Origin of the sequence: Abyssibius alkaniclasticus, assembly GCF_020447305.1 — a bacterium.
In the GTDB taxonomy this organism is placed as follows: domain Bacteria; phylum Pseudomonadota; class Alphaproteobacteria; order Rhodobacterales; family Rhodobacteraceae; genus Abyssibius; species Abyssibius alkaniclasticus.
Window position 1 is genome coordinate 942,822 of the sequence record NZ_CP095732.1, and the last position, 14,679, is coordinate 957,500.

Consider the following 14,679-nt stretch of genomic DNA (forward strand, 5'->3'; position numbering starts at 1 on the left):
CATTGCGCAGAATTGCTGATTGGACGGGTGCCGCGCCCTGTGCTGTTCTGAGGAAAAGCCGGAGGATTGCATGACACATGAACTTGCCATTGGCGACAGAACCTATTCAAGCTGGTCGCTGCGCGGCTGGCTGGCCTTTGCCGGTTTTAACATTCCGCTCACCACCCGCAAGGCGCGCATGTATTCGCCCGAATTTGCCGCCCTTCTGGCCGATTTCGCCCCCGCACGGTTGGTGCCTGCCGCGCGTATCAACGGCACGGTGGTGTGGGACACTCTGGCGATTGCCGAAACCCTGGCCGAGCTTTACCCCGAAAAACATCTTTGGCCTGCTGCCCCGACCGCGCGCGCCCATGCCCGCGCCATTGTCGCCGAAATGCATTCGGGCTTTGTTGCCCTGCGCAGCGCCTGCACGATGAACCTGCGCCATAGCTATGCGGGCTTTACGCCCAAAGCCGAGGTGCTTGCCGATGTGGCGCGGGTTGAACAGCTTTGGGAAAGCTGCGCGGCGCATGATGAAAGCGGCGGCGGCTGGCTCTTTGGCCACTATTCGCTGGCCGATGTGTTCTATGCGCCGGTTGCGACGCGCATCGCAACCTATAACCTGCCCGTTGGGCCGCGCGCGCAAACCTATGTCGCAAAAAGCCTGGCGTTTCCGGCCTTTCGCCGCTGGCGCGCGATGGGTCTGGCCGAGGGCTTTGTGCAGCCGGGCTATGACCTTGACCTGCCCAGCAGCCCCTGGCCCGGCCCGACCCCGCTTGCCGCGCGGGCTGTTGAAGGCAAGGCGGCGATTAACACGCTATGCCCCTATTCCGGCAAGCCCGTGGCGGCAAATGCGCTGTTGGAGATTGACGGGCAGGTCATCGGCTTTTGCAACCCCTTCTGCCGCGACAAGACCCTGCACGACCCCGAAGCCTGGCCCGAAACGATGGCGCTTCTCACCGGGCGTTAACACCCAATTAACCCTGTTTGGCGCATCGTGGCGGCGAGTGGGGGCAGGATGCAGGCGATCAGTTATACAGTGGCGTTTCACGGGGTGGAGCCGCGCCTTGTGGAGGTGCAGGTTGCGGTCTCGCCCGGCCTGCCGGCCTTTGCAATTGTCGGCCTGCCCGACAAGGCGGTGAGCGAGGCGCGCGAGCGGGTGCGCGCCACGATATCAGCACTTGGCCTTGCCCTGCCCGCCAAGCGCATTACCGTCAATCTTGCACCTGCCGACCTGCCCAAGGAAGGTTCGCATTTCGATCTGCCCATCGCGCTGACCCTGCTGGCCGCGATGGAGGCATTGCCGATTGACCAGATCGGCGAGGTTCTGTCCTTGGGCGAGCTATCGCTCGACGGGCGGTTGGTGGCGGTTGCGGGTGCCTTGCCCGCAGCACTTGCGGCGGCCGAGAATAATTGCACGCTGATCTGCCCGGCGGATTGTGGCGCCGAGGCGGCATGGGTTGAAGCGGCGCGCGTGCTGGCGCCTGAAAGCGTGCTGGCCATCATCAACCATTTCGCCGGACGCGCGGTGATGAACGATGCCAGCCCCGGCGAGGTGCGCGCGCCTGACAGGCAGCGCGACATGGCCGATGTGCGCGGGCAGGAGCGCGCCAAGCGCGCGCTGGAAATTGCCGCCGCCGGGCGGCACAATCTGTTAATGGTTGGCCCGCCGGGGGCGGGCAAGTCGATGATGGCGGCGCGCCTGCCGGGCCTTCTGCCGCCGCTCAGCGCCGCCGAGGCGCTGGAAACCTCGATGATCCATTCGGTGGCCGGGCTGCTCGATGCGGGCGGCATTTCGCGCACGCGCCCCTACCGTGCCCCGCATCATTCGGCCAGTATGCCGGCGATTGTGGGTGGCGGGCGTGGCGCCAAGCCGGGCGAGATCAGCCTTGCGCATAATGGTGTGCTATTTCTGGACGAGCTGCCCGAATTTCCGCGCCCCGTGCTGGAAACCCTGCGCCAGCCGCTGGAAACCGGCGATGTCATGGTTGCGCGCGCCAATGCGCATGTGCGCTACCCTTGCGCCTTCATGCTGGTTGCTGCCGCCAACCCCTGCCGTTGCGGCTGGATGAGCGACCCGGCACAAGCCTGCAGCCGCGCCCCCAAATGCGGCGATGACTATATGGGCCGAATTTCCGGCCCGCTGCTCGACCGGTTCGATCTGCGCATAGATGTGCCCGCCACGGCGATCAGCGATTTGCAAAAGCTGCAACCGGGCGAGCCGAGTGCCGCCATTGCCGCGCGCGTAACCGCCGCGCGTGATCTGCAGCGCAGCCGCTACGCCAGCAAGGGGATAACCACAAATGCACAGGTTGAAGGCGACCATCTGATCGCGGTTGCCGCCCCCGATGCGGCGGCTTTGGCCTTGCTCGGGCAGGTGGCCAGCCGGTTCAGCCTGTCGGCCCGCGCCTATCATCGTATTTTGCGCGTGGCGCGCACGATTGCCGATCTGGCGGGCGCGGAGTCTGTGGGCAAGGCGCATATCGCCGAGGCGGTGGCTTATCGAATTGGGCAAGGTTAGCGCCGGTCGTGGGGGCAGATGCCTCCGGCGGGGATATTTTAGAGCAAAAGATGGCGGCGGGTCAGTCTTGATTGGCGCGGCGTTGATACCAGTTCAGCACATAAAGGCGGATGGCGGTGGCCAGCCCGCATGTGCCGATGCGCTGGCTGTCGATTTCATTGGCAAGCTCGGTAATGGTCTGGCCGTTTTCGGCGGCAATCTGGCGAAAGGCGCGCCAGAACGGGTCTTCCAGCGAGACCGAGGTGCGGTGGCCTTTGAGGGTGAGCGAATGTTTGACGGGGCGCGCATCAGCCATCGCGCTTATGCCCGTCATGGTCGCGCGCTGCCTTGGCGGCGCGGGCGGCGTGCAGGTCGCGCGCGGGCTTGGTTTGGCCGTGGCGTGCGGCATTCTCATCGCCCTTGCGGGCCGCTTCGGCGCGCGCGGCGGATTTGCGCGCGCGCTTCAGGTTGATCGGCTTGCCGTTCACTTCGGCCCGATCATGTCTTCGGGGCGCACGACGGCATCGAAGGTTTCACCATCGACAAAGCCAAGGGCAATCGCCTCTTCGCGCAAGGTCGTGCCGTTCTTATGCGCGGTTTTGGCGACTTTCGTGGCGTTGTCATAGCCGATTGTGGGGGCAAGTGCTGTCACCAGCATCAGGCTTTCTTTCATCAACGCATCGATCCGCTTCACATTGGCCTGCGTTCCAACCACCATATGATCGGTGAAGCTGGCGGCCGCGTCGCCCAGCAATTGCATGGATTGCAGCACGTTATAGCTCATCATCGGGTTATAGACGTTGAGTTCGAAATGGCCCTGCGAGCCTGCAAAACCCACGGCAGCGTCGTTGCCCATGACCTGGGCGCAAACCATTGTCAGCGCCTCGGCCTGCGTGGGGTTGACCTTGCCGGGCATGATCGAGGAGCCGGGTTCGTTTTCCGGCAGGATCAGCTCACCAAGGCCGGAGCGCGGGCCGGAGCCGAGCAGGCGCATGTCATTGGCGATTTTGAACAGGCTGGCGGCCACGGTTTTCAGCGCGCCGGAGAACATGACCATTGCATCATGGGCAGCGAGGGCTTCAAACTTGTTGGGTGCGGTCACAAAGGGCAGGCCGGTGATGGTGGCGATTTCGGCCGCCACGCGCGTATCCCATCCCTTTTTGGTGTTGAGGCCCGTGCCAACCGCGGTGCCGCCCTGGGCAAGTTCGTATATATCGGGCAGACAGGCCTTTACCCGTTCAATGCCCTTGGCCACCTGATGCGCATAGCCGCCAAATTCCTGCCCAAGCGTGAGCGGGGTTGCGTCTTGCGTATGGGTGCGGCCGATTTTGATGATGTCTTTGAATTCATCGGACTTCGCCACCAGCGCGCCGTGCAGCTTGTTCAGGCCCGGCAGCAATGTATCACGCGCCATCATGCCAATGGCGACATGCATGGCGGTGGGGAATGTGTCGTTCGAGGACTGGCCCATATTGCAATGGTCATTCGGATGCACAGGCTTTTTGGAGCCCATGACCCCGCCGAGCATTTCAATCGCCCGGTTCGAGATGACCTCATTGGCGTTCATGTTGGATTGCGTGCCCGAGCCGGTTTGCCACACGACCAGCGGGAAATTATCGTCAAACTTGCCTTCGATCACCTCGGTTGCGGCGGCGGCGATGGTTTGGCCAAGCGCCGCATCCATATCGCCCTGCGCCACATTGACCAGCGCACAGGCTTTCTTGATCACGCCAAGCGCGCGGATGATGGCCACCGGCTGACGCTCCCAGCCGATCGGGAAGTTGATGATGCTGCGCTGGGTTTGCGCGCCCCAATATTTATCGGCGGGCACGTCAAGCGGGCCAAAGCTGTCGGTTTCGGTGCGCGTTGCAGTCATCTTGATACTCCCGATCAATGCGTTTGGCGCAGCTTTAACGCCGCGCAACAGAATTTCCAATGCGATTGTCGCGCCGCCCTAGGCCGGTTTGCGAAATACGTAAGAGCGCGCGGGCGGCAGGTTCATCCAGATCTTGTCGCGCTTTTCCCAGGTCAGGCCCAAAGCCTCGCGCACGGGGGTGGCAACAGGGGGTTTGGGGCCATAGGTGAATTGCACATAGGCGCCGCCCGGCTGCATCAGCTTGAACGCGCCGCCGACAATGTTGTTTTGCACAGCCACGGGCATGGACAGAAGCGGCAGGCCGGAAACCACGCTGCGCACATTGGCAAGCTCAACCTCGCCCACGCGCTGGGCGTTCCAGTCCAGCACTGTGGCGCGCGGGAAACGCTGGCGCAGCAATTTGCAGAACGCCGCGTTCATTTCCAAAAGCACAAGATCGCCTTCATCAACCCCTGCCGCAAGAATGGATTCGGTGATTTTACCCGTGCCTGCACCAAGCTCGACAACCGCGCCGCCAAGGTCGATCTCGGCGGCCATCTGGTCACCAAGCGCGCGCGATGACGGGGCCAGCGCCACGATGCGCCACGGGCGGCGCAGAAGTTGCGCTGTGAACAAGCCTAAATGTTTGTTACGTGTTACCGGCTGCTGCATTATGCCCCCGAGGGTTGATCCGCGCCTTTGATAAGGGGTTGAAGCGGCACTTTCCAGTCTGTTTCCGACTAATGCTTGCGGAACTTGTCAAGGCTTACAACCTCGGCGTCATGGCCCTTTTGCGGGCTGTCGGTGGTCTCGTCATCGTCATCCTGCGGCGCGACCTCGTCATCGGAGTCATCGTCATCGTCGCTGTCATGGGCATCAAAGCGCAGCCCGAACTCGACCGATGGGTCAACAAATGTCTGGATGGCGGCGAAGGGAATGACCATTGGTTCAGCCACGCCGCGCCCGCGCGGATCGTCGATATTCAGCGTCACGGTAAAACGGTCGGACATGACGGCAAGATTGTCATACCAGCCCTGAATGACAATGGTCATGGTTTCGGGGTGCCGGTCGAACAGATGCGGCGCCATATCCACGCCTTTATGGGTGGTGTCGAATGTAATGTAGAAATGGTGGTTCCCCGGCAGGCCGTTCTCGGCCACATCGGAAAGGAGCGTGCGCAGCAAACCCTGCATCGCCTGATGCATCAGCTTGCCATAATTGATTCCGTCGCTCATGCCGTCTCCATGTTCCATGCGGGTAACTTAACGCAATTCTGCGCACTGTGAAGCCGATAGATTGTGAATTTGGCATGAAGTGCAGGCTTCTGTTGCCAGGTGCCTGCGAACCCCGCCTTACGCGGCTAGGCGCAAGGGCTTAGGTTTCGGTTTGGTTACTGCTTACGCAGCAACGGCCACCGGAGCATAATTGTTATTGGCAATTATACGATTTACGCCGATAACGGTGGCAGTCAGCCGAGCGAAAGCATTACACCTTTAGACGTCCGTCGATCCTGTTTCGGCCCCCTCCGCCCGCCAATAACGGGAGTGTTGGTGGAGCCGCCGGGTACCGCCCCCGGGTCCGATCCGCTTATTACGTGCGCGTTTATCGCCATAGTTCCCGAGGGAACACAGCCAATATAAGCGCTGGAGCGCGAAATGAGAAGGGGCGGATCAGGGGTTCGGTTCAAAAATTGCATAGATCTTGACAACCGGTTCAAGCGATTCCCATGTGCCGGTGAACCCGGCCTCGATGACAAAGGGCTGCTGGGGGCCAAATTCCTGGCGATTCCCGGCTTCATCGGTGAGTGCCGCGCGCCCGCTGAGCAGCACGCATAGCTCGTTTTCGGTGTAATTCACCCGCATTTTGCAGGCATCAGACGCCCAGTGACCGACATGAAATTGCCCGCTCGCATCGGAAAACGCGTTCCAAAGCTGAGTCGCCCCGCCACCGGATAGCAGCTTTTCACCCGCGATCTGATCGGTGCTGGGCGCTGTGCTGCGGGTAATGTTGTGAATGTGTTCAAGCGTCATGATGGCCTCGCTGCGGGCTGCGCATTTATTGCGCAGCATGATGGGGTGGTCAAATGGTGCGCAATGAATGCGCACCCTACGGGGTTTGGCTAACTGGCCGGCTTCACAAGCTCGCGGAACAGTTTGGCCGAAATGGCGCGGGGATAGTCGGAATAGCCGGTGGCCGTCATGACAAACCCGCCTTGGGTGATCATGAAGCGGCGGTAAAACTCGGTGACGCTGCGGCCGATCCGGTCAATCGCCAATCCGTTGATCTCGATTCCCATTGCCTGAATTTCGCGGCGCATGGTGGCGGTGTCAAAGCCGACATTTGAAGCCCCGTCGCCCGACACATCCATCACGCGGCGCGTGCAGTCAGATACCGGGCCAAACTGTTCGGCACCAAAGGCGATGGCATCGCCGACCGCCGTGCGCGAGCGTTGCCAGCGCCGCGGAATGGCGCGCGCACGGTTGGCAAAGCTGACAACCGCAGCGGGGGTCAACATGCGCTGCCATTCAAGGCTGACTTCGGCCTCGCCAATGCCCGACCATTGCACAACGCTCAGGGCAACCTGATCGCGCACCAGAATTTCGGCGATGACCGGGTCGCGCAGCGCATCGGCCATACCGTCAATCTGGAAGCGGTATTCGCCGGGGTCGATCGAGCTTGAAACATCAATCATCAAGAGCAGTGCAATCTTGCAGGCCTTGGCGGCACTTGCGGCAACAAGGCCTGCAAAGGTTGTGAAAATAAGGCCAAGGCGGTTCATTCTGTCTCCAACATGCTGACGGCCAATGTCATTTCGCGCAGCAATTTACGCGCCATTGCCCGGCCATAATCGGCGTAATCGGTTGCCACCTCAACAAAAGCACCGGGGCCGTGAATGACTTCGGCCTGAAAATACGGCACCAGCACCGATTGATGGCTGCGCCCCGACCATTCATGGACCATCAGCGCAACAGGTTCGCGCAGCGCCGCGCTCAGCCCCGAAAGCTGCGCGCTGTGTTCCGCCGCATCCACCGATGAGGAAACATCAAGCCCGATGGCCAGCGCCATGCGGCATTGCGCCGATAGCGGGCCGGCGCCAAGCGCAAGAAGCACAAGCAGCGCGCGGATCATTCGGCGGCCCCGGCAATCATCAGCCCAAGCTCACGGCGCAGTTTTCGCGCCATTGCGCGCTCAAAATCCTCATAATCGCTGGCGGGTTGGATGAACGCGCCCGGGCCGCGGATGACCTCGCGGGTGAAATAGCGCCGCACATCGCCCTCATTGCCAACGATCAGCGCGTTTACGGTGATGCCGGTGAAGTTGAAATTTGCATAGGCCGTGGCCGGATCGTAGCCATCATTGCTGAGCCCGTCGCCGGTAATATCCAGCGTGAAGCGCGCACAGGGCGGGGCCTGACGAAACCGGCCATGCGCAAAACCAAGCGCGGGGCCAAGCGAGGTTGGGTAATTGTCATAGCCGCGCGTCGAGCTGGCAATGCTGGCGGCCGCGGCAGACAGCGCAGCAGGTGTGCTGATTTCAACCCAGTCAAGCAGCACGGCCTGCTGGTCGCGCCCGCTCCATTCATAAACCGACAATGCGACCGGGCGGTCGGGCTGGGCGAAAAAGGCTTCCGCCACAGCGGGCGATGTCAGCGCGCGCGCCAGCCCGCCACGCTGCAACGCATCTTCCTCAGCCGAGATGGACGAGGAAATGTCGAGCGCCAGCAACAGCGCAAGGCGGCAGTCTTGTGCCTGTGCGGCCGTGCCAAGGCCACAGAAAAGCAGCGCAATTTGCGCCGCGCGGCTCATAGCGTGCCAAGCCATTCCGCAATGGCCTGACCAAGTGCGCGCTGGGCGCGGGCATCGAGGTGGATCGGGTCGGCCCTGGAGGCGCGCACCACGAAACCTGCGTCAAACACCGGCACTTGGCGCATTTTGGCCTGCACGCGCACAACATCGCCCAGCCTGCGCGAAATGGCGCCACCGCCCTTCCATTCCGCGAACCGCTCCCAGGTTGCATCGTCAGCCAGTTTGCCAAGCGCGGGCGGCACGATAATGGCCACGTTCGGCGGGGTGACATCATCCCAGCCCGCCTTGCCGCTGCCCACGCGGCGCGCGCAATCGACCAGCGCCATCAGCCCGGCGGCGATGGTGGCCTCGTCCTGTTCAAACCGCGCCTTGAAATCATTGGTGCCCAGCATGATCAGCAGCCAATCGACCGGCGATTGCGATTTCAGCGCCACGGGCAAATGCAAAAGCCCGTTCATGGCGCTGCCAAGCATCATGTCATCATCATGGCGCGTGGTGCGGCCGGGCAGGTTTTCTTCCGCCACCTCCCAACCCAGGGCCGTGGCTATAACCTGCGGCCAGCGGGTTTTCACGTCATAACGCACACCGCTGCCATTGCTGGGCGTGCCCCAGGAGTTGGAATCGCCATAAACCAATACGCGCGTCATGCTACCATTTTCCGGTGTTTTCCATGCTGGCCCAGGGTTCGGCAGGTTTCAGGCTGTCGCCCTTTTGCAGCAATTCAACCGACACATTATCGGGCGAGCGCACAAAGGCCATATGCCCGTCGCGCGGGGAGCGGTTGATGGTGACGCCATTGTCCATCAGGTGCTGGCAGGTGGCATAGATGTCATCCACCTCATAGGCCAGATGCCCGAAATGGCGGCTGTCATCGGGCAGGGCGCTGTCGCCATCCCAGTTAAACGTCAGCTCGAGCGGGCATTCATGCTGCGCGGGTGGGGCCATGAAGATCAGGCTGAAGCGCCCGCCTTCATTGTCATAGCGACGGATCTCCTCCAGCCCCAGCAGCCTGTAAAACGCCATCGAGGCTTCCAGGTCTTTGACCCGGACCATTGTGTGCAGATATTTCAAACTCATTCCTCAGTCCTTTTGCGGTAACAATGCAGCGCGGCAAACAAGCGTGACCTGCACAAAGCTGACAAACAGCAGCAGATACCACGAGCCCATTTTCGCCGGATCGGTGAAGGCGAATTTGCCGTCACCGGAATACATCCATGTGCCGCTAAGTGTGCCGATGTTTTCTGCCACGTAAAGGAAAAACGCCGCAAACGCCGCCGATAGCACCATCGGCAGGCGCAATTGCCGTCGCATCGGCGTGAAGCGGATTGTGACGCGGCCGAACAGAACCAGCGTGGCCAGCATCAGCAGATAGCGGGCATCCCAAACAAAGTGATGCGCGAAAAAATTGATATAGATTGCAACGGCCAGCGCGATGGCCCAGCGCATGGGCGGGTAGTTGGTGAAGGTCATGTCAAACAGGCGGATGGCGCGGGCAATGAAGCTGCCAACGCTGGCATACATAAAGCCCGAAAACAGCGGCACGCCACCCAGCATCAACCAGCCCGCCTCGGGGTAAGACCAGCTTCCCATTTGCAGCTTGAAAATCTCCATCGCCGTGCCGGTGACGTGGAACAGCAAGATCACCTTCGCCTCGCGCCAGCTTTCCAGCCGGAAATACAGCATCAGCCCCTGCACGAGCAGCGCAAAAAGCGTCAGCGCATCATAGCGGGCAAGCGCGGCACCTTCGGGCCAGAACAGGGCCGACAGGATGATCGCCGCCAGCAGCAGCCCCGCAAACAGGCAGGCCCATGCCATTTTCAGCCCGAACATCACAAATTCCACCGCCCAAAGCGGCAGGCGGGCGCGCATCGCATCGCCAAGGCGCCGCTCTACCCTCAGGTTTTCCATAAAGCCCGCTCCAATTGCTTCGCCAAAGCATATAGCGGTTTTCTAAAGCGGCTCCACCATATATTGTGGCCGCCTAGCCAGAATCACGCCAAACGCAGCGGAGCCCGCCATGCCCATTACCCCAGACCAACAGGCCGAGATTGACGCCCAGCGCGCCACGCCCACCCAAACCCTGCGCGCCACCTCTCCGGGGGCCGAGGCGCATTTGTATAAGGCGCATGGCTTGCTCGACCACGGATTTGTGCGGCTGATTGATTATATGGGCGATGACGGGGCCATCGTGCAGGCGGCGCGCGTGTCTTACGGGCGCGGCACCAAGGCGGTGCAGAACGATGCCGGGCTGATCCGCTATCTCATGCGCCACTGGCATTCGACCCCGTTTGAAATGTGCGAGGCGAAGTTCCACGTCAAACTGCCGGTTTTCGTGGCGCGGCAATGGATCCGCCACCGCACCGCCAATGTGAACGAATATTCGGCGCGCTATTCGATTCTCGACCGGGAGTTTTACATCCCCGCACCCGAACATCTTGCCGCGCAAAGCGTGGTGAACAATCAGGGCCGTGGCGCGGTGCTGGAGGGCGAGGAAGCCGCCCGCGTGCTTGACATGCTCAAGGCCGATGCCAACCGCGCCTATGACCATTACGAGGAGATGCTGAACCAGGACGGCCAGCAGGGGCTGGCCCGCGAGCTTGCCCGCATGAACCTGCCCGCCAATGTCTATACGCAATGGTATTGGAAGGTGGATTTGCACAACCTCTTCCACTTCCTGCGCCTGCGCGCCGATGCCCACGCGCAATACGAAATCCGCGTTTACGCGCAGAAAATGTGCGAGATCGTAGCCGATTGGGTGCCCGCGGCCTATGCGGCCTTTGAGGACTACCGTCTGGGCGGGGCGAACCTATCGGGTAAGGCGATTGACTGCGTGCGGCGTATGCTTAAAGGTGAGCAGGTGACGCAAGAGACTAGCGGGATGAGCGCCGGGGAATGGCGGGAGTTTCAGGGGGTTTTGGGGTGAGGAAGCTTTTCATCTCATATAGTCATGCAGACGAATTGTTCCGACAGCAACTCGACACTCATCTATCCTTGTTGAAACGCCAAAGGCTCATAGATGTGTGGCATGATCGACGAATAGAACTCGGGCAGGAATTCGGTAATGAAATTGAGGGCGAGTTAGCCGCCGCGGACATCGTCATTTTTTTGGTTAGCTCAGACTTCATTGCGTCAGACTATTGCTTCAGCAAAGAAGCGATGTTCGCTCTTAACCGTCACAGCAATCGAGAGGCAACCGTAATTCCAGTCATAGTAAGGCCGTGTGATTGGAAGACTAGTCCATTCGGAGCAATTCAAGCAGCACCAACTGATGCAAAAGCGGTCAGTATATGGCCAGACAGAGATGAGGCTTGGTTGAGTGTTGTAAATGGGATAAGGGCCATAATCTCCGATGATGGTGTTGTTCAAAGTAAAGCGGGCTTCGAATCTGATAAAAATTTGACGATTATAAAGTCCCCAGCAAGATCGGGGAATCTTTCGATAAAAAGGAAAATTACCGACTTAGATAAAGAGAAGTTTCTGAAAGATACATTCTCATTTATTTGTGATTTTATTGAAAATTCTGCGCGCGAACTTACAAAAAGAAATGCTTCGATCGAATGTGATTTCGAACGAGTGACCACAAAAGAGTTCGAAATAAAGATATTTAGCGCAGGAGAATTAGCCGCCGAATTTACCGTTAGACGCAGCGCCCTATTTGGAGATGGCATTGGTATCTCACAAGGCCGAAGTAGTGGGATATCTGCGCAGTTCGTTATCGCCGAAGAAGATGGTGAACTGTTTTATTCACCGATGTTGTGGCAGGTTTATGACAATGATAACGGTTTGCTCCAACCTGAGCAGGTCGCAGAAGCGATATGGGACCATTTGATAGCCAACCTAAATTAGTTATTCCCAACCGGTCCTTACGTCAGTTCGCCGACAATTTGGGCAACTCACAGGGCTTGTGGGCCTATTTTCTCTCTCGTATTTCTGTTTTTCACTTCGTTCTAGGATTTCAACTTCAAACCTATGACCGCAGTTAAGACATCTAAACTGTGCAAGTATTGTCATTTGAAATCATCCTCTGATTGAGTGGGATACTTGAACTGTTTTGATATAATGTCAATTGTGAAGCATTTGATTGCCCTGCCCGGCACCGCCGGGCACGCGACCGACCCGCCCCATGGGCGGGCGCGTTCCGCACCCACCCCGGGCCGGTCGCGCGCCCTCTGAACGATAGGGCGGCGTCGGGATCGGGCGCCTGCACCACACCCCACCCTTGCACCCCCACCCATTCCCCCCTACCGTCGCCCCGAAATCAAACGGAGGCTAATATGCGCGTTGCGGCACTGGTTCTGGGCATTATTGCCGGGCTTTGGGGGATGCTGGTCGGGTTTTTCGGCTGGGGCTATATCGCGCTGACCGAGCTTGACGGGGCGGAGCAATATTTCGACCAAGTCGCCAATGCCGATGTGATCAAGGTCGCGGGGCTGCTCGCCCCGATCCTTGCCATTGCCGGCGGGGCGATGGCTTTGTCCAAGCCAAGGCTCGCCGGAATATTCCTCCTCTTCTCGGCAGGGGGCATGTTTTATGCCTTCGGCTTCCATTTCTGGACGATGTTCGCCATTTCAATGGCAGCGGTGGCGGGTCTGCTCGCACTCGCCTCGGGCAACGAGCAGGGCTAGCCGTGCCTTTCGCGATTCTCGGCGCGCTGGTCTTGCTGGCGCTGGCGCTGATACTGGGCCGCCGTCGCAGCACCACATGCCGCTGGGTGCCAACCCCCGGCGGGCATGGAAGCCTGCGCGAATATACCTGCAAAACCTGCGGTGTCACCGCCTATGGCCAGAATGGCAAGCCGCCCAGCCTGTGCAAACGCACGGTAAAGAACGGCAAATTATGATCATCTACGGATTGAAAAACTGCGATGCCTGCCGCAAGGCGCTGCGCGCCAATCCCGGCGCCACATTGCGTGATTTGCGCGACGCGCCGCTAAGTGCTGCCGAGCGCGCCCGGTTTGTTGCCGCACTTGGCGACAAGCTGATCAACACTCGCTCGGCCACATGGCGCAAGCTGACCGAGGCCGAGCGCGCCGCAAGCCCAGAGTCGCTGATCGCCGCACATCCGGCGCTGATCAAGCGGCCCGTATTTGAAACAGGCGGTGCCCTTGGCCACACCGCCTGACGCCAGCACGCCAGTTCACAATCGGCCAACGGCAACGTGAGTTGATGTTGTGCCGCCGCGCACTGTAATCTGGCCGCAGATGAATGTTAGAGGATGGAGAACCCGATGACCCGGCGCTGGAAAAATACATTGACCCCGGCAGATGTTACGCCGAAAGCCGCCTGGCTCGACCGGCGCCAGATAATCGCCGGCGGGCTTGGCCTGAGCGCGTTTGCAATGGCGGGCAAGGCAACGGCTGCGCAAGACCTGGTGCCAAACCCCATCGAAGATTTCACCACCTACAACAACTACTATGAATTCGGCACCGGCAAATCCGACCCGGCCAATAATGCGGGCGGATTGGTTACATCACCCTGGTCGATCAAGGTCGACGGCCTGGTCGACCGGCCGGGCAATTATGCCCTGGCAGATCTGCTGGCCGGGCTGCAGCTTGAAGAGCGTATCTATCGCTTCCGCTGTGTCGAGGGCTGGTCGGCCGTGGTGCCGTGGAACGGGGTGCAGCTTTCGGATGTTCTGGCCAAGATCGGTGTGCAGGCCAGCGCCAAATATGTTGCAATGGAAACCACCGTTCAGCCCGATGTCATGGTGGGTGTGCGCCGCCGGGTCATTCCCTTCCCCTATGTCGAGGGTCTGCGGCTCGACGAGGCCATGCACCCGCTGACCCTGCTGGCCACCGGAATGTATGGCCAGCCGATGCCGAACCAGAACGGCGCACCGATCCGCCTGGTGGTGCCGTGGAAATACGGGTTCAAGTCGACCAAGTCGATCGTGCGGATTTCGCTGGTCGACAGAATGCCGCCAACCACATGGAACATGCTGAATGCGCGCGAATACGGGTTTTACAGCAATGTGAACCCGACCGTGGACCACCCGCGCTGGTCTCAGGCAACCGAACGCAGGATCGGCGGCGGCCTGTTCTCAAGCCGGCAGGATACATTGATGTTCAACGGCTATGACGAGGTGGCGAGCCTTTATCAGGGCATGGACCTTGCGGTGAATTACTGATGGCTCTGGTGGACCGCCTGAATGCGCTGTTGCGCCGCGTGCCAGCCTGGCTGCTCTATATTCTCGGGGCAGGCTATGCGGCGTGGTATTTCTGGCTGGGGCTGTCCAACCAGTTGGGGCCAGAGCCTATCAATACATTGCTGCGCGCCTATGGCCTGATTTCGCTGAAGCTGATCATCGCCGGGCTGGCAATAACGCCGCTGCGCAAATGGACCAAGATCAACCTGCTGAAATTTCGCCGCGCCATCGGGGTTACGGCATTCTTTTTCCTTCTGGCGCATCTGGCCGTATTTGCCCTGCTCGACGTGCAAAGCCTGAGCCGCGTCTGGACCGAGGTTGTCAAACGGCCCTATGTGACCATCGGCATGGCCGGGCTTTTGTTGCTGCTGCCGCTTGCGGTGACCTCGAACAAC

The 14,679-nt window shown here is 60.2% G+C and carries 21 protein-coding genes and 1 other RNA gene (1 of these 22 cut by a window edge); 9 read left to right on the top strand and 13 right to left on the bottom strand.

The genetic code is table 11. The annotated features are described in order from the left end of the window. Positions 1-70: 70 nt before the first annotated feature. Positions 71-949: a glutathione S-transferase gene (locus LGT41_RS04890; protein WP_274128971.1), complete on the top strand. Its 879-nt coding sequence runs from the start codon at positions 71-73 to the stop codon at positions 947-949. A gap of 48 nt (positions 950-997) precedes the next feature. Then, positions 998-2,500, top strand: a complete 1,503-nt coding sequence (locus LGT41_RS04895; RefSeq protein ID WP_274128972.1) for a YifB family Mg chelatase-like AAA ATPase — start codon at positions 998-1,000, stop codon at positions 2,498-2,500. 61 nt (positions 2,501-2,561) lie between these two features. Here LGT41_RS04895 and LGT41_RS04900 read toward each other — a convergent pair whose 3' ends face one another. The 13 genes from LGT41_RS04900 to LGT41_RS04960 all read right to left on the bottom strand — a co-directional run bounded on the left by LGT41_RS04900 (position 2,562) and on the right by LGT41_RS04960 (position 10,048). Further along, entirely contained in the window at positions 2,562-2,795 is a 234-nt protein-coding gene (locus LGT41_RS04900) for a ribbon-helix-helix domain-containing protein (protein ID WP_274128973.1), read from the bottom strand. Further along, positions 2,788-2,967 carry a DUF4169 family protein gene (locus LGT41_RS04905; protein ID WP_274128974.1) on the bottom strand — a complete coding sequence of 60 codons (180 nt, stop codon included), beginning with the start codon at positions 2,965-2,967 and terminating at the stop codon, positions 2,788-2,790. Before LGT41_RS04905 ends, LGT41_RS04900 begins: the two co-directional genes overlap by 8 nt. After that, positions 2,964-4,355: a class II fumarate hydratase gene (fumC, locus tag LGT41_RS04910; RefSeq protein ID WP_274128975.1), complete on the bottom strand. Its 1,392-nt coding sequence runs from the start codon at positions 4,353-4,355 to the stop codon at positions 2,964-2,966. The genes LGT41_RS04905 and fumC overlap by 4 nt, the downstream gene beginning before the upstream one ends. A gap of 78 nt (positions 4,356-4,433) precedes the next feature. Continuing rightward, the gene (locus tag LGT41_RS04915; RefSeq protein ID WP_274128976.1) at positions 4,434-5,006 is read right to left on the bottom strand and encodes a class I SAM-dependent methyltransferase; all 573 of its coding nucleotides are present in this window, start codon (positions 5,004-5,006) and stop codon (positions 4,434-4,436) included. A 68-nt stretch (positions 5,007-5,074) separates the two neighbouring features. Then, positions 5,075-5,569, bottom strand: a complete 495-nt coding sequence (locus LGT41_RS04920) for an SspB family protein (protein ID WP_274128977.1) — start codon at positions 5,567-5,569, stop codon at positions 5,075-5,077. A 78-nt stretch (positions 5,570-5,647) separates the two neighbouring features. Continuing rightward, positions 5,648-6,000: a transfer-messenger RNA gene (gene ssrA / locus LGT41_RS04925) on the bottom strand. Between the two features lie 4 nt (positions 6,001-6,004). Then, positions 6,005-6,364, bottom strand: a complete 360-nt coding sequence (locus LGT41_RS04930; RefSeq protein ID WP_274128978.1) for a cupin domain-containing protein — start codon at positions 6,362-6,364, stop codon at positions 6,005-6,007. 89 nt (positions 6,365-6,453) lie between these two features. Then, complete coding sequence (locus LGT41_RS04935) at positions 6,454-7,113, bottom strand: DUF1194 domain-containing protein (RefSeq protein ID WP_274128979.1); 660 nt, start codon at positions 7,111-7,113, stop codon at positions 6,454-6,456. After that, a complete protein-coding gene (locus tag LGT41_RS04940) occupies positions 7,110-7,463 on the bottom strand; it encodes a DUF1194 domain-containing protein (protein ID WP_274128980.1) in 354 nt (117 codons plus the stop codon). Before LGT41_RS04940 ends, LGT41_RS04935 begins: the two co-directional genes overlap by 4 nt. Beyond that, entirely contained in the window at positions 7,460-8,155 is a 696-nt protein-coding gene (locus tag LGT41_RS04945; protein WP_274128981.1) for a DUF1194 domain-containing protein, read from the bottom strand. The genes LGT41_RS04940 and LGT41_RS04945 overlap by 4 nt, the downstream gene beginning before the upstream one ends. Beyond that, complete coding sequence (locus LGT41_RS04950; protein ID WP_274128982.1) at positions 8,137-8,787, bottom strand: GDSL-type esterase/lipase family protein; 651 nt, start codon at positions 8,785-8,787, stop codon at positions 8,137-8,139. The genes LGT41_RS04945 and LGT41_RS04950 overlap by 19 nt, the downstream gene beginning before the upstream one ends. A gap of 1 nt (position 8,788) precedes the next feature. After that, positions 8,789-9,217, bottom strand: a complete 429-nt coding sequence (locus tag LGT41_RS04955) for a VOC family protein (protein WP_274128983.1) — start codon at positions 9,215-9,217, stop codon at positions 8,789-8,791. Positions 9,218-9,220: 3 nt separating this feature from the next. Next, positions 9,221-10,048 (bottom strand): DUF817 domain-containing protein, encoded by an 828-nt coding sequence (locus LGT41_RS04960; RefSeq protein WP_274128984.1) that lies wholly within the window; start codon positions 10,046-10,048, stop codon positions 9,221-9,223. A 109-nt stretch (positions 10,049-10,157) separates the two neighbouring features. Here LGT41_RS04960 and thyX point away from each other — a divergent pair, with 109 nt between their 5' ends. The 7 genes from thyX to msrQ all read left to right on the top strand — a co-directional run. After that, a complete protein-coding gene (gene thyX / locus LGT41_RS04965; protein WP_274128985.1) occupies positions 10,158-11,063 on the top strand; it encodes an FAD-dependent thymidylate synthase in 906 nt (301 codons plus the stop codon). Next, complete coding sequence (locus LGT41_RS04970) at positions 11,033-11,986, top strand: toll/interleukin-1 receptor domain-containing protein (protein WP_274128986.1); 954 nt, start codon at positions 11,033-11,035, stop codon at positions 11,984-11,986. The genes thyX and LGT41_RS04970 overlap by 31 nt, the downstream gene beginning before the upstream one ends. A gap of 428 nt (positions 11,987-12,414) precedes the next feature. After that, a complete protein-coding gene (locus LGT41_RS04975) occupies positions 12,415-12,765 on the top strand; it encodes a hypothetical protein (RefSeq protein ID WP_274128987.1) in 351 nt (116 codons plus the stop codon). A gap of 2 nt (positions 12,766-12,767) precedes the next feature. Continuing rightward, complete coding sequence (locus tag LGT41_RS04980) at positions 12,768-12,980, top strand: hypothetical protein (RefSeq protein ID WP_274128988.1); 213 nt, start codon at positions 12,768-12,770, stop codon at positions 12,978-12,980. Continuing rightward, complete coding sequence (locus LGT41_RS04985; RefSeq protein ID WP_274128989.1) at positions 12,977-13,261, top strand: ArsC/Spx/MgsR family protein; 285 nt, start codon at positions 12,977-12,979, stop codon at positions 13,259-13,261. The genes LGT41_RS04980 and LGT41_RS04985 overlap by 4 nt, the downstream gene beginning before the upstream one ends. 105 nt (positions 13,262-13,366) lie before the next feature. Continuing rightward, positions 13,367-14,266, top strand: a complete 900-nt coding sequence (msrP, locus tag LGT41_RS04990; RefSeq protein WP_274128990.1) for a protein-methionine-sulfoxide reductase catalytic subunit MsrP — start codon at positions 13,367-13,369, stop codon at positions 14,264-14,266. Beyond that, positions 14,266-14,679, top strand: the 5' portion of a protein-coding gene (gene msrQ, locus LGT41_RS04995; protein WP_274128991.1) for a protein-methionine-sulfoxide reductase heme-binding subunit MsrQ. It continues 207 nt past the right edge of the window; 414 of the gene's 621 nt are visible here — the first part of the coding sequence; it begins with the start codon at positions 14,266-14,268; its stop codon lies beyond the right edge, outside the window. Before msrP ends, msrQ begins: the two co-directional genes overlap by 1 nt.